Here is a 14,696-nt window from a genome sequence, read left to right on the forward strand (position 1 = left end):
GCCCGTCAATGACGAATGGGTTAACGAAAAGTTAAGCGCCGCCAGGCCTTGCGCGGATGCGAACAGCATTCCGGTCGGCCGCCGACGCCGCCCGAAGAATATCGGCGTCTTTGATGGGCGCAACGCCGAAACTCATGGTGAGGCGTGGGAAGCTGTCGCGGGATGCGATTTTGCCGAGCGCTTCATGAATTGCCTGAAATTGTTCGGTTTCTGAGCGCGAATTCTGCTGGGTGACCCATATGAGACGATCGACGCCCGCACGGCGGATGTCGATTGCATGGGGGCTGGCCATCATCAGCGCCAGCGCCAGATCATCCATATCCCGCTGCGTAAAATCCTGAATCAGGGCCCGGCCCATGAACAGCCTGTCGAGGCGCAGCGACCAGATGGTCCGGCCGGCTGCCTGCTCCCTGGCGATGGGCCCGGGATTGTTTCGGGAAACCCGGGCCTGCAGCCTGTCCATGAACTGGATCAGTCTCGGCAAGGCGTCGGACAGGGCCATATTGACATAGCCAACGCCAACGATCGACGCCGCCACCATGATGAAATAGATCACATGCCATGCGGATGCGGCGAAGCGGTTTTCGAGCCCCATAAGGACGCGGCCCGTGTCGATCGCCCGGACGGACGTCGATATGACGATGAATATCCAGAGCGTCAGCCATACTTTCCGCCCGGCAAGCGTCAGCCCGCCGCGAATGAGGGAATAGCTGGCAAGCACGGCAGGCGCCGCGCATAGAGCGGAAAAGAGCATGAGCCTCAGGTGCGGGTTCTGCCTGAATGGCTCAAACAGGCAGGCAAGGCACCAGAGGGCCCCGGGCGTGAGCGCCTCCCCCCATGAGGCCGGCTTGCCGTCAGCGGCGCGTACGGCCTGGGCCATGAAAGCGATGCCGGTAATCATCGCCACATTGGCCAGCACAATGACGGTGAAAAATGATGCGCCGAAATACCGTGCCCCGGACAGTCCGGCGCCGAGGGCGACAGTGATGACCCCGACGCCGGACCACCAGAGGTCCCGGCTTTCCTGGGCGTGGTTCCAGCGGTAAAGCAGCATGCCCCCCTGAATAAGGCCCCAGAGCGATATGGCGGCCAACATGATGGCTAGATCCAAGCGCGCCCCCCAATCCCGTTGATTGTGATTGTATGCGTTGAACTATACATACCAATGCGTGTGGCGCGTCCAGCTTTCTTTTGCCGCCTGTTTCGGGTTATTCGTCACCGACTCACGAACAGCGTAAGGGAGCTGAAATGTCCAGTCTTGTTGTCGAGAAGTCCGGCGGCGTCGCGACGATTACCATGAACCGCCCTGACGCCATGAACGCCCTGTCCCGCGCCCTGCGGGCGGAGCTGGCCGAGGCGGTGAAGGCGATCAACGCTGACAGTGAGGTCAAGGTCGTCATTCTCACCGGCGCGGGCAATCGCGCCTTCACGGCAGGCCTTGATCTGAAGGAATTGGGCAGCGATGCCTCGGCGCTCGGGGCCGCCAATGCCACGACGGCCGACATGAATCCGGTCAAGGCTATCGAGAGCTGCGTGAAGCCGGTTATCGGCGCGATCAACGGCGTCGCCATCACCGGCGGTTTCGAGCTGGCGCTTGCTTGCGACGTGCTGATCGCTTCGGAGAACGCCCGTTTCGCTGATACTCACGCCCGGGTCGGCATCATGCCTGGCTGGGGGTTGTCGCAGAAGCTTTCGCGCCTGATTGGGCTCTACCGCGCGAAGGAGCTGTCGTTGTCCGGTAATTTCCTGGATGCGCAGACGGCGGAGCGCTGGGGCCTCGTCAATCGCGTTGTGCCTGCGGATGAACTGCTTCCGGCCGCGCGCAAACTCGCGGCGGACATGGCGCAGATCGAGCCCGGCATGATGGGGCGCATGAAAAAGCTGATCGACGACGGCTTTGCCTTGTCGTTCTCTGACGCCATGGCGCTCGAGGCCGAGGTCTCCACGAAGAATAACAAGGCGGTTACGCCGGAGGAGGTGGAGGCGCGGCGCGGCGCGGTGCTGGCGCGGGGCCGCACCCAGTAATCTCCCCGCCCGAGTTTGAGGCGCCACGCCGCCAGGCCAGGGCCTGGCGGCGTTTTTTGTTCGACGCGAATCGGACTGTTGGGAGCTCCCAACACACGGGGCTCAGATAAGCAAGTCCGCGATAATCGGGGCGTCGGTGATGTCCTGGTAGTGCATGCCGGCCAGTTCGAGCTGCCGGTAAAGGCTCTCAAAATTCCCGGCTTGCGTGGTTTCAATGCCGATCAGGATGGAGCCAAACTCCCGCGCTGATTTCTTCAGGTACTCGAAGCGGGTAATGTCGTCTTCAGGGCCAAGCAGGCCGAGAAAGTCGCGCAGCGCTCCCGGGCGCTGGGGGAGCCGGAGGATCAGGTACTTTTTTCGGCCTTCGAAGCGCAGCGCCCGTTCCTTGACGTCCTGCAGGCGCTCAAAATCGAAGTTTCCGCCGGAAACCACCAACACAATGGTCTTGCCGTAAATCTCGTCGCGCATGTCCTGAAGCGCTGCGGTCGTCAGCGCCCCGGCCGGCTCCAGTACAATGCCCTCGACATTGAGCATTTCCAGCATGGTCTGGCAGATGCGGCCTTCGGGGGGCGTCAGCACCGCATCGGCGGAAAAATCGCGCAGCATGGCGAATGGCAGCGCGCCAATCTGCGCCACGGCGGCGCCATCGACAAAGCCATCAATGTGGGACAGGCGGACGCGCTCGCCAGCGGTCAGGCTCGCCTTCAGGCTCGCGGCGCCAGCCGGTTCAACAAAACGCAGCTCAGGCGCGTCGGCCTTTCCGCGCCAGTAGCTGGCAACGCCGGCGGCAAGGCCCGCGCCGCCAACCGGCAGCAGCATGAAGTCAACCGGCATGCCCGCCGCCTGCCTGTCCGCCTCAAGCGCCAGCGTTGCCTGGCCCTCGATGATGTCCGGATCATCAAAAGGCGGGGCCATGATGGCGCCGGTCTGCCCGGCATACTGCTGCGCGGCCTTGTAGCAGTCGTCAAAAAAATCGCCGACCAGTTCGATCTCGATGGCGTCGCCGCCGAACATCCGGGTCTTGTTGATCTTCTGCTGCGGCGTCGTCACGGGCATGAAAATGCGCCCGCGCGCGCCAAAATGGCGGCAGGCAAAGGCAAAGCCCTGGGCGTGATTGCCGGCGGAGGCGGCGCAGAACGAAATGTCCGCGCCGCCCGCGGCGCGCCGCTTGCGCATGAAGTTGAATGCGCCGCGCAGCTTGTAGGAGCGCACAGGCGTCAGGTCTTCGCGTTTGAGGAAAATGCGCGCGCCATAGCGACGGGAGAGGTGGGCGTTAAACTGAAGTGGGGTTGGCGGAAACAGCGCCCGCAATTCAGCCGCAGCTTCAGCGACGCCCTGCCGGAAGTTGGCCTCTGAAAGCGTCATACGCGCACACTCCTGTCGGGATCATTGTAAAAGAATGCCGTTTCTTGCGCCCGAAAATGATGCTTATCAAGGAAAACACGCGGGCGTCGGCAGGCGACGCCAAAGCAAATCCCGTCCGCACGCCGGCGTGACTTGCGTGGCGGCCAGGTCGTGGGAAACAATCAGAACCGGAAAAGTTAACGAAAGGTTAACGGGCGCCTTCAGGCAGGGGGCCTCATGGCGCCCGCCCGTAACGTCAGGAAGGGCGGGTTGCCGCCGGCATCACGGGCGCGGGCGCAAGGGCATGAGGGAGTATCCATCCATGACGCGCGACCCACGACAGGCGGTGCGCCCCCGTCCGGAGCAGTCATCATGTGCGGGCCTGGCGCCATGGGGCGGCGCCGGAAGACATGCCATTGCGAACCGCGCGGCGATGGGCGTCGCGCTCGCGGGTCTGTGCTTTCACGTTTTGCCCGCAGTGTCCCAGACGGGAGATGTGGGCGGCCAGGTATGGGATCTGGCCTCCCAACGCGGCGCCGTGCGGGATTTCAACGCCGCCCCGCCCAATGCGCGTGGACAAAAGCCGGCCTTTCCAAACCAGACCCGGGCGCCCATCATCCGCGACGACGTTCGCCTGCAAACCCGGGTGGTCGCCGCGGGGCTTGAGCACCCGTGGGGCATGGCTGAACTGCCAGATGGGGCCTGGCTGGTGACCGAGCGACCCGGGCGGTTGCGCATTATCAGCGCCGCGGGCCGTGTTTCGCCGCCGGTGAAAGGGCTGCCGGAGGTTGATGCGCGGGGGCAGGGTGGTTTGCTTGATGTGGCGGTGCGCGACGATTTCGCCAAAACCCGCCGCGTCTGGTGGAGCTATGCGGAGCCGCGCGGCGAAGGCGCCAACGCCACGGCGGTGGCAACCGGCGCGCTGTCGCCCGATGGCGACGCCATGACGGGCGTGCGCGTGATTTTTCGCCAGGAACCGCCCTGGAAATCGACGCTGCATTTCGGCTCCAGGCTGGCGTTCGCGCCCGATGGCGCGCTGTTCGTCACCACAGGCGAGCGCTCCTACAACGGGCCGCGCAAACTTGCCCAGGATGTCGCCACCCTGCTTGGCAAGGTTGTGCGACTTGATCCGGAAGGCGGCCCCGCCAGAGGCAATCCGGACATTCGCGGCGGGCGGCCGGAAATCTGGTCCTGGGGGCATCGAAATCCGCAATCCGCCGCCATCGGCCCCGACGGCGCGCTCTGGACGGTGGAGCACGGGCCGCGCGGCGGCGATGAGCTGAACCGGCCGCAGGCCGGGCGCAATTATGGTTGGCCGGTCATCACCTATGGCGTTGAATACAGCGGGCAAAAAGTGGGGGAGGGGCGCACGGCGCAGGAAGGCATGGAACAGCCGGTCTACTATTGGGACCCGGTGATCGCCCCCAGCGGTCTGGCGTTCTACGATGGAAAGCTGTTTCCGGCATGGCGCGGCAGCGCTCTCATAGGCGCCTTGCGTGATGAAAGCCTGGTGCGCCTCACCCTCAGGGACGGCAAGGTCACCGGCGAGGCCCGCTACCTGAAGGGCATCGGCCGCGTGCGCGACGTGCGCGTGGGGCGCGACGGGGCCATCATGTTGCTGACGGACGCCAGCAATGGCGAGATGATCCGCGTGACGCCGGCTCCCTGATGCCGGCTCCCCGCATCAACCATTGCAGCGGACCCGCATATCGCTCTATCTGGCGGCAGGCGCCGGTGGAATCATGTCCGCCGGCCATTATCGTCAGACCCTTCCGGCCGCCCATCCCGCGTGATGGGCAAGCTGCCGGGCGCGGGTCCGTTGGTTAAAGGCTCTCCCATGTCGCGTTTCACCGAAGAACAGAACCTGTTCCGCCAGTCCTACCGCAAATTCCTCGAGACCGAGATTGCGCCGAACATGGACGCATGGCGTGAAGCCGGCATTGTCGACCGCTCGGCCTTCAAGAAGGCTGGCGACCTTGGCTTCCTCATGATCTGGCCGGAAGAAAAGTATGGCGGCATGGGCGATTCCGATTTCCGCTATGAGCAGATCATTATCGAGGAAACCGCGCGCGTCGGTTGCCACGAATGGTTCAACACCCTGCACAGCCGCCTCGTCGGCACCTATTTCGAGCGTTTCGGCACCGAGGAGCAGAAAGAGCGCTTCCTGCCGAAGTGCGTCAGCGGCGATACGATCCTGGCGATCGCCATGACCGAGCCGGGCGCCGGTTCGGACCTCGCCGGCATGCGCAGCACCGCCGTGGACGCCGGCGACCATTACGTGCTGAACGGCTCCAAGACCTATATTTCCAATGGTCTGAACGCCGATGTGGTGATTGTCGCCGCCAAGGTTGGCAGCGCCACCGAGCGCCATTCCATGGTGTTGCTGATCGTCGAGCGCGGCATGGAAGGTTTTGAGCGCGGCCGCAATCTGAAGAAGATGGGCATGCCGGGGCAGGACACCGCCGAACTGTTCTTCCACGATGTGAAGGTGCCCAAGGCCAATGTGCTGGGCGTCGCCGGGCGCGGCTTCTACCAGCTGATGGAAGGCCTGGCCGAGGAGCGGCTGATTTCCGCCGTTGGCACCTCGTCCAATGCCCGCCGCGCCTTCGATCTCACCCGCGCCTATTGCATGGATCGCAAGCTGTTCGGCAAGACCCTGGCCGACCAGCAGAACACCCAGTTCCGCATGGCGGAAATGGACGCTGAAATCGACCTGATCCAGGTTTATGTCGACCATTGCGTCAAGGCGCTGAACGAAGGCCGGCTCAACGCCAATATGGCGGCCAAGGCCAAGATGATGGCCAGCGAAATCGAATGGAAGATGCTGGACCTCGGCGTGCAGCTGCACGGCGGCGCCGGCTTCATGGACGAATTCCCGATCAGCCGCATGTTCACCGACGCCCGCATCAACCGCATTCTTGCCGGCAGCTCGGAAGTGATGCGCCTGATTATCGGCCGCGACGTGTTCTCGGATCGCTACAGCAGCATGCTCGACTGAGGGCAAATCTGCGGATATGGCGCCGGCGGTTGCGATCGCCGGCGGACGCATTCTAGGCGATGCGGTTGCAGCAGCCGGCTGCACAGAAGCTGTGTTAAAACAACAGGATAGTCCCTGTTTATGGGGCTGGCGGCCCATCCGCGTCCAATAATCGCTCCAGTGTGGCCAGTTCGTCGGCTTCACCCGGCGGCTTGTCCCAGCGGATGCGGTGGATGCGCGGAAAGCGCATGGCGACGCCGGATTTGTGTCGCGGCGAGCGGCGCAGCCCCTCAAAGGCGATTTCCAGCACCAGGCCCTGGTCCGCCGTATGCGTCACCTCCCGCACCGGCCCGAACCGGTTGATGGTGTTGGCCCGCACGAAGCGGTCGAGCTGGCCAAGTTCCTCATCGGTAAAGCCATAATATGCCTTTCCGACCGGCGTGAGCTGGCGCGCGCCATCGTCTCCGCTCCGCCAGACGCCGAAAGTGAAGTCGGAATGGAAGGATGAGCGTTTGCCATGGCCGCGCTGGGCGTACATCAGCACGGCGTCGATCAGATGCGGATCACGCTTCCATTTGAACCAGGGCCCCTTCGGCCGGCCGCTGACATAAGGGCTGTCGCGCCGTTTCAGCATGCAGCCTTCAACTGCCGCTGCGTCAATGCCTGAATCGGTCGCGGCGGGCGCCGCCCGTGCGGCGGCGAGTTCATCCCAATCGGCGAATGGAACGAGCGGCGAGAGGCTGATGCGGGGCGTATCGAGCCCCGAAACCAGTTCCACGAGGCGGGCGCGCCGTTCGGTCCATGGCAAGGGCGTCAGGTCTTCGCCGTTTAGCGCCAGCGCGTCCCAGGCGCGAATATGCGCCGGGTATTGCGCCTGCAGCTTTGACGTGGCTGTCTTGCGGTTCAGCCGCTGCTGCAAAACGTTGAAACTTTGCACCACGCCATTCTGAACCACCAGCAGTTCGCCATCGATGGCGCCCTCAAAGTGGTGGCTGCCAACGAGTTCGGCGATGAGATCGGGAAAGGCGGCGGAAATGTCCTCGCCGTTGCGGGACCACAACCGGGCGACAGGCGCGCCGTCGCCATCGGTTCCCACCGACGCCTGCACCCGGATGCCGTCCCATTTCCATTCGGCGACGAAGTCAGCAGGGTGGAGTTGACGCAATTCCGTTTCGTCGATGGGCTGGGCCAGCATCGGCGGCCGGAATGGCGCGACATATTGCGGTCTGGGGCGCGGGCCGCGCCCTTCCAGCCAGGCGAACAGCGGCAGATAGGGCGGCGCCAGCCCATGCCAGACAGCCTCGATCTCCGCCACGTCACGATTGCCGTATTGCGCCAGCGCTAGATGCGCCAGCCGCGCCGATATGCCGATGCGGAAATTGCCGGTCACCAGCTTCAGCAGGGCCCAGCGGCCGGTTTCATCCAGCGCGTCCAGCCATCCGGCCAGTAAATCAGCCATTTGCGGCCGTTGCGCCGCGGCCATTGTCTCGACGATGGCGGTGAGGGAAAGGTCCTTGCGCTCCGGCGTTCCGGCGTCCGGCCAGAGCAACGCCGCCGTCTCGGACAGGTCGCCCACATAATCGTAGGACATGGCGAACAGAACCGGATCGGTGCGCGCGCTTATCAGTTGCCGGATCAGCGCCGGCCTGGCGTTGGCAAAGGCCAGGCTGCCGGTGAGCGCCGCCAGCGCATGGCCGCGATCCGGGTCCGGCGTGGCGGCGAAATAGTCGCGCAGGATCCGCAGGCGGGCGTTGCGTCCGCTTTCATAGGCCAGGCGGTCGATGAGCGCGGCAAACCGTTTCATGGTGACGTTCCGGCAGTGGATGCGTCCACGCCGGCTTCCTGAACGGCAGCGGAATCGTCATCGCCATATCCCAACAGATGCAGGGGCAGGGCGCTGAGGCCGCGACCAGCGCACCAGTGGGCAAGGGCCTCCTCCTGCCCATGGGTAATGCGGATTTCCTCCGCCCCGGTCTCGATCACCGTGCGGCACAGGTCCGGCCAGTCGGCGTGGTCGGAGATGACCAGCGGCAGCTCGACGCCGCGCTGCCGCGCCCGCGCCCGGGTGCGCATCCAGCCGGACGCGAGGCAATGCACCGGGTCGGTGAACCGCCGGCTCCAGCGATCCTGCAAGGCGCCGGGCGGACACAGGACGATGGCGCCAGGAAGATTGCCGCCGCCGCGCCCCTGCCCCGGAAGGGCCGGGCGCACGTCGCCGAGAACGACGCCAAAGTCTTGATATAGTGCTGTTATTTTCTCCATGGCGCCGTGCATGTAGATCGGGGCGTCATAACCCGCCGCGCGCAGCAGGGCGATCAGCCGCTGGGCTTTTCCAAGCGCATAGGCGCCAACGAGATGGGTGCGTTCCGGAAACAGGCAGAGCGACTGGAGCAGGCGGGCGATCTCCGCGTCCGCCGGCGGATGCCGGAAAACAGGCAGGGCGAAGGTGGCCTCGGTAATGAAAACATCACAGGGAACCGGCTCGAAAGCGGCGCAGGTTGGATCAGCCTGTCGTTTGTAGTCGCCTGAAGCAACAAGCCGCGTCCGTCGGCCGGCGGCGTCGCGCGCCTCGATCAGGATTTGCGCCGAACCGAGCACATGGCCGGCGGGAAAAAACGTAACGGCAGCGTCGCCCGCACTGATGCAGACGCCTGGCGTGGCGATCTGAGATGAGCCGGCAAAATTCTTGCCATACCGCACCGCCATGATGGCGAGGGTTTCAGCTGTCCCGAGGACATGGCCATGGCCGGGCCTGGCGTGGTCCGCATGCCCGTGCGTCACCAGCGCCCGCGCCACCGGGCGCAACGGGTCGATATGGAAATCGCCCGCAGGGCAATACAGCCCCTGCGGCGTAATCGTCAGCAGATCCGCCGCCCGCCGCCCGCCGCTCGCGCGCTGTCCGGGCAAGCGCTGTTCCGGCAAGCTGCTGCCAGGCCGCTCCCTGTCCGGAAAATCCCGGCGCTGCGCCATCTCCGCCTCCTTCCCGGCGAACCCGCGTGCTCATGCTGAACCCAGGGGAGAACGCCGGGTTCCCCTGGCGATGTGAACGGAGAAACTGGCCGGCCGCAAGGCGCATGGACCAAACAAAAACCCGCCGGGCTGGCCCGGCGGGTTCATCACAAGCGCCGCCCCGCGCGGGCGGCGCTACCTGTTTTTGCAGGCGTTACTTGCCCGTCCACACCGGCTTGCGCTTCTCGGCGAAGGCAACGGCTCCTTCGCGCGCGTCCTTGGAAGTGAACACCGGCGCGATGTAGGCCTTCTGCTTTTCCCACATCTCGGAAGCCGACCATTCCTGCTGGTCGTTGATGATCTGGCGCGACACGGCGACGGCGAGCGGGCCGTTCTCCGCGATGACGCGGGCCAGCTTCAGGGCTTCTTCCAGCGCCTGGCCATTCGGCACGACGCGGTTGATCAGGCCATAGCCCTGCAGCGTCGCGGCCGGCACCATGTCGCCGGTCAGCGCCAGCTCCATGGCGATGCGATAGGGGATCTGGCGCGGCAGGCGCATCAGGCCGCCGGCGGCGGCGACAAGGCCGCGCTTCACTTCCGGCACGCCGAATTTCGAGCCCTCGGTGGCGACGATCAGGTCGCAGGACAGGGCCAGTTCGCAACCGCCGGCCAGAGCGTAGCCCTCAACCGCGGCGATCAGCGGCTTGCGCGGCGGCGCCTCGGTCAGGCCAGCAAAGCCGCGGCCTTCGATCGAGACGACCTCGCCCTGCACGAACGCCTTGAGGTCCATGCCGGCGCAGAAGGTGCCGCCAGCGCCAGTGATGATGGCGAGACGGATGTCGTCGCGGCTGTTGATCTCGTCGACAGCGGCGGCGACGCCCCTGGCGACTTCGGCGTTGACGGCGTTTTTAGCTTCCGGACGATTGATGGTGATAATGGCGACGCCGCCATCAACCTTGAATTCAACAGCGCTCATTCGTTGTCCTCCCATGACCGCCCGAGGGGCGGCAGAACGATACGGGTTCCCTACCAGATTGCCTGGGGGCGTTGCCAGAGGCGGCGGCGAATTTCAGTCTGGACCGCCCCGCAAGAAACCATGTCTTTGCAGGGCGGACGCTTCTGGCCGGATCGCCGCACTCCCTCAGGCGCGAAGCGCTTCCGCCGGTTGTGGCGCGGGCATGGGCGACAGCCGCAGCACCAGCGCCCCTGCCAGCGCCGCCAGCACCGAGCCGACGATGATGCCCAGTTTGACCTCGTTCTGGAGATTGGGGTGCCCCTCGAACGCCAGCAGGCCAATGAACAGGCTCATGGTGAAGCCGACGCCACAGAGCAGGGCGACGCCAAACAGGTGGCTCCAGCGGGAGTTGGCCGGCATGTCGACAAAGCCGAGCCTGATCGTGGCAAAGGCGAAGCCAAACACCCCGACAAGTTTGCCGAGCAGCAGGCCGCTGGCCACCCCAAGGGTCAGTGGATCCCACAGGTTCTTGAGGCTCATGCCCGCCAGCGACACGCCGGCGTTGGCAAAGCCAAATACCGGTATGATGATGAAGGGCGTGACGTAGTGCAGGCCATGCTCCAGCCGGTGCAGCGGCGAGGCGGGCAGGTCGCTCTTGAGACCGGGCGAACGGCGCAGCGGAATGGTCAGCGCCAGCAGCACGCCGGCGATCGTGGCGTGCACGCCGGATTTCAGGACGAAAACCCACAAAACGAGGCCCAGCAACAGATAGGGCCATAACACCAGTACGCCCCGGCGGTTCAGCAATGTGAGCGCCCCAAGGGTGAGCGCCGCGCCGCCAAGCGCCGGCAACGACATCTCCGCTGTATAGAACAGGGCGATGATGATCACGGCGCCGAGGTCATCAATGATCGCCAGCGCGGTCAGGAACACCTTCAGCGCCGCCGGAACCCGGTTGCCAAGCAACGACAGCACGCCAAGGGCAAAGGCGATGTCAGTGGCTGTGGGAATGGCCCAGCCGCGCATGGTGGCGGGGTTGCCATGGTTCAGCGCCGCATAGATCAGGGCGGGAACGACCATGCCGCCCACCGCGGCCACGCCGGGCAGAATCCGGCGCGGCCAGCTGGCGAGCTGGCCGTCCAGCATCTCGCGTTTGATCTCCAGACCAACAAACAGGAAGAACACCGCCATCAGCGCGTCGTTGATCCAGTGCGCCACGCTCAGGGGCCCCACGTAGCTTGCAAGCGCGCCGAAGTAGCTGGCGGACAGGGGGGAATTGGCGACGATGAGCGCGGCGGCGGCCGCCGCCATGAGCACGAGACCGCCGGAAGCCTGGTTGTCGAGAAACGCCCGGAACATTGAAAACGGGCGGATGGGAAGCCTGCCTGCCATTACCTTCCTCTTGACTGCGCCTCTTCCGGCGATATTTCGCTGGAGGAGGGGTGGACGCCGGATGTTGAAATCCGTGCCGGCGTCATGTTGCGATCGGTTGCGGTTGACCTGCCCCGCCGGCCGCCAGCGCCTGTTTCCTGCAGAACCTGGGTGGCCTGCCAGACCCCGGACGGTAACAGCGCGGCGGTATGACCCGGATGCCGGCGTTACCGGGATATTTCACGAAAACCCTGTTCCGTGCGACAGGCCGCGTCATGGCGGCGCCGCCCGTTCAGGGCCGGTTTCTCAGGTTCCACAAAAGGTTCTGAAGCCTGCTGGCCCCGGCTGCGTCCAGGCGGGATCGCCCTGGAACGGCTCATAAGGACGGGCCAGGGCGTCGAGCAGCGCCCGTAGCGGCGCGAGATTGCCGCCGGTCGCGGCGGCAAGGGTGTCCTCAACGATGTGATTGCGCGGAATAATGGCCGGGTTCGCCGCGAGCATCAGCGCGCGGGCGGCCGCCGGGCTGATCGGGTTCCTGCCGCGCCGCGCCTCCCAGCGCGCCCGCCATGCGGCGAACGCCGTGTCGGCAAACTGGTCAGGCTGCGCCGCCTCCCCGTCCGCAAGCGCCCGGAATGTGTTGGTGTAGTCGGCCCCGGCGGCGCGCATCCATTGCAGCAGCTCGCCCATCAGCGCGGCGTCGCTTTCTTCCTCGCCGGCGATGGCGGCCAGACCAAGCTTGCGCCGCATCATCGCCTGCCACCTGACCTGGTAGAGATCGCGGAAGCCGTTGAGCTGCTCCTCGGCCAGGCGGATGGCGGCGTCCTTGTCCGGATCCAGCAGGGGCAGCAACGCTTCGGCCAGTCGCGCCAGATTCCACTGGGCGATGCCTGGCTGGGCGCCGAAGGCATAGCGTCCTCCCTGGTCAATGGAGCTGAACACGGCGGCGGGGTTGAAGGCGTCGATAAAGGCGCAGGGGCCATAGTCGATGGTTTCGCCGGATATCGTCATGTTGTCGGTGTTCATGACGCCGTGGACGAAACCGATGCGGATCCAGTTCAGCACCAGGTCCACGTGCCGCTCCATCACCCGCCGCAGCAGGTTGAGGGCAGGGGCGGGACCGCCCTTCAGATCGGGATCGTGCCGGTCGATGGCGTAGTCCACCAGCGCCTGCAACAGCTCCGGCTGGCCAAGCGCGGCCGCGTACTGAAATGTGCCGAACCGCAGATGACTGGCGGCGACGCGGGTGAGCACGGCGCCGGGCAGCGGCTCCTCGCGAAAAACGCCTTCGCCAGTGGCCACGACCGCAAGGCTGCGCGTGGTGGGAACGCCAAGGGCGTGCATGGCTTCGCTGATGACATACTCGCGCAGCATGGGGCCAAGCGCGGCGCGGCCGTCGCCCTGGCGCGAGAACGGCGTCGGACCCGAGCCCTTGAACTGCAGATCAAACCGGCGGCCATCCGGCGCAACCTGTTCGCCCAGCAGCAGGGCGCGGCCATCGCCCAGCATGGTGAAATTGCCGAACTGATGGCCCGCATAGGCCTGGGCAATGGCGGCGGCGCCTTCTGGCAGGACATTGCCGGAGAAAATCTCCGCCAGCGCGTCCGGATCGGCATCGGCGCCATCGCCCAACAGCCCAAGCTCAATGGCCAGCGGCCGGTTGAACATGATCATTCCCGGCGCGCGGGCAGGCGCTGGCGCGACAGCGGTCCAGAACGCTTCCGGCAGGCGCCGATAGGTATTGTCGAACTTCCAGGCGAGCTGTTGCTCGGGCGCGCTGCGCCCGGAAATCGGGCCGTCAGAGCCTGTGGCGGCGTCAGTCATCTGCAACTCCAGCGCGCCCCGCCATCCCGGAAACCGGCTCCAGGTTCGCCATGCGCGCAACCATCTGTCTACCGGACATTATGGGCGGGGACGCGGCGCGGCCAGAAAAACCGGCCTCGCGGCGGCGTTTTATGTGCGCAACAGGGCAGGCGGTTGAACCGGCCGCGGCGCTTTCCCGCCGCGGCGCCGGGCGTGGTCGCGCGGCATCGTGGCCGCCAGCGTAAAGCATCGTCTCCCCATGCGTGCATGACGATGCGCATGCGGGCGTTGCATTATTGCTATGGTAGCAAATATACAAATCGATAATTTTGAAATATCAAATATAATGACTGCACAAAATTCAAGTATTATGTATCTGTATTATGCGTCTCCATTCTGGTCCCATGGGCTTGGAAACAGCATGCATCATCCGGGGTGGACTGTCGGCTTCGCCAGCGCGTTAATGAGCGTTGCATCAACCGTCATGGCTGAAGATGCGGGCGATCTGTCGAAAAAGCTGGCCAATCCCGTGGCGCATATGGTCAGCGTTCCGGTTCAGGGCAATTTCGACTTTGGCGGCGGGCTACACAGCAATGGCGCCGCTTCCACCACCAATTTCCAGCCGGTCATTCCGGTGTCCCTCACCGACGACTGGAGCGTCATTGTCCGCACCATCCTGCCGGTGATCGGGCGCGACCGTTTCGGCCCCGTGGCGGATGGCTTTGGCGTTGGCGATGTCGTGCAGAGCTTCTTCCTGTCGCCGAAAAGCAATGGCGGGCTGATCTGGGGCGTTGGTCCGGTGTTTCTCTGGCCAACCGCGACCGGCAACCGTTTCGGAACGGGCAAGTGGGGCGCCGGGCCGACAGGCGTGGCCTTGTGGCAGCAGGGGCCGTGGACCATTGGCGCTCTTGCCAATCACATCTGGTCATATGCCGGGCCGCATGGCCGTCGCGATGTCAGCGCCACGCTGTTGCAGCCGTTTGTGTCATACCAGTTTGGTCACGGACTTAGCGCTTCCATCAATACCGAGGCGACCTATGACTGGGTGGCGCGGGAATGGAGCGTGCCGGTGAACGTGGGGGTGGCGCAGGTGATGAAAATCGGCAACCAGCCGCTCAGCCTGGCGCTTGGTTTCAAATATTTTGCGGTGCGGCCGGCGGACGCTTCCCGCTGGGGGATACGGACCACGCTGACTTTCCTGTTTTCAAAAGATTAGGCCGCGTTCTCAGGCGGGGTTCGCGGCCCCGCGTCGTGCTGGCGGATCCGATGACGTGG

General features: G+C 64.9%; 11 protein-coding genes. 4 read left to right on the forward strand and 7 right to left on the reverse strand.

Translation table 11 applies throughout. The features are described 5' to 3' along the window. Positions 1–31: 31 nt before the first annotated feature. Complete coding sequence (locus tag ACERNI_RS09245; RefSeq protein ID WP_448832998.1) at positions 32–1,096, reverse strand: hypothetical protein; 1,065 nt, start codon at positions 1,094–1,096, stop codon at positions 32–34. Positions 1,097–1,248: 152 nt separating this feature from the next. Here ACERNI_RS09245 and ACERNI_RS09250 point away from each other — a divergent pair, with 152 nt between their 5' ends. Next, complete coding sequence (locus tag ACERNI_RS09250) at positions 1,249–2,025, forward strand: enoyl-CoA hydratase (protein WP_448832999.1); 777 nt, start codon at positions 1,249–1,251, stop codon at positions 2,023–2,025. A 102-nt stretch (positions 2,026–2,127) separates the two neighbouring features. Here the strand turns inward: ACERNI_RS09250 and ilvA are convergent, their stop codons facing one another. Continuing rightward, positions 2,128–3,390 carry a threonine ammonia-lyase IlvA gene (gene ilvA, locus ACERNI_RS09255; RefSeq protein ID WP_448833000.1) on the reverse strand — a complete coding sequence of 421 codons (1,263 nt, stop codon included), beginning with the start codon at positions 3,388–3,390 and terminating at the stop codon, positions 2,128–2,130. 475 nt (positions 3,391–3,865) lie between these two features. Between ilvA and ACERNI_RS09260 the strand changes: the two genes are divergently transcribed. Continuing rightward, positions 3,866–5,038, forward strand: a complete 1,173-nt coding sequence (locus tag ACERNI_RS09260; RefSeq protein WP_448833001.1) for a PQQ-dependent sugar dehydrogenase — start codon at positions 3,866–3,868, stop codon at positions 5,036–5,038. A gap of 168 nt (positions 5,039–5,206) precedes the next feature. After that, a complete protein-coding gene (locus tag ACERNI_RS09265; RefSeq protein ID WP_448833002.1) occupies positions 5,207–6,367 on the forward strand; it encodes an acyl-CoA dehydrogenase family protein in 1,161 nt (386 codons plus the stop codon). Between the two features lie 118 nt (positions 6,368–6,485). Here the strand turns inward: ACERNI_RS09265 and ACERNI_RS09270 are convergent, their stop codons facing one another. The 5 genes from ACERNI_RS09270 to ACERNI_RS09290 all read right to left on the reverse strand — a co-directional run bounded on the left by ACERNI_RS09270 (position 6,486) and on the right by ACERNI_RS09290 (position 13,442). Next, entirely contained in the window at positions 6,486–8,150 is a 1,665-nt protein-coding gene (locus ACERNI_RS09270; RefSeq protein WP_448833003.1) for a cisplatin damage response ATP-dependent DNA ligase, read from the reverse strand. Further along, on the reverse strand, positions 8,147–9,316 hold the full coding sequence (locus ACERNI_RS09275) for a ligase-associated DNA damage response exonuclease (RefSeq protein WP_448833004.1): 1,170 nt from the start codon (positions 9,314–9,316) through the stop codon (positions 8,147–8,149). The genes ACERNI_RS09270 and ACERNI_RS09275 overlap by 4 nt, the downstream gene beginning before the upstream one ends. Positions 9,317–9,509: 193 nt before the next feature. Then, positions 9,510–10,271, reverse strand: coding sequence for a crotonase/enoyl-CoA hydratase family protein (locus tag ACERNI_RS09280; RefSeq protein WP_448833005.1), 762 nt, complete (start codon positions 10,269–10,271; stop codon positions 9,510–9,512). 165 nt (positions 10,272–10,436) lie between these two features. Further along, positions 10,437–11,642 (reverse strand): Na+/H+ antiporter NhaA, encoded by a 1,206-nt coding sequence (gene nhaA, locus ACERNI_RS09285; protein WP_448833006.1) that lies wholly within the window; start codon positions 11,640–11,642, stop codon positions 10,437–10,439. A 285-nt stretch (positions 11,643–11,927) separates the two neighbouring features. Continuing rightward, entirely contained in the window at positions 11,928–13,442 is a 1,515-nt protein-coding gene (locus tag ACERNI_RS09290; RefSeq protein WP_448833007.1) for a protein adenylyltransferase SelO, read from the reverse strand. A 463-nt stretch (positions 13,443–13,905) separates the two neighbouring features. Between ACERNI_RS09290 and ACERNI_RS09295 the strand changes: the two genes are divergently transcribed. Next, positions 13,906–14,637, forward strand: coding sequence for a transporter (locus tag ACERNI_RS09295; RefSeq protein WP_448833008.1), 732 nt, complete (start codon positions 13,906–13,908; stop codon positions 14,635–14,637). Positions 14,638–14,696: the final 59 nt, after the last annotated feature.

It is taken from the genome of Camelimonas sp. ID_303_24 (assembly GCF_053543495.1).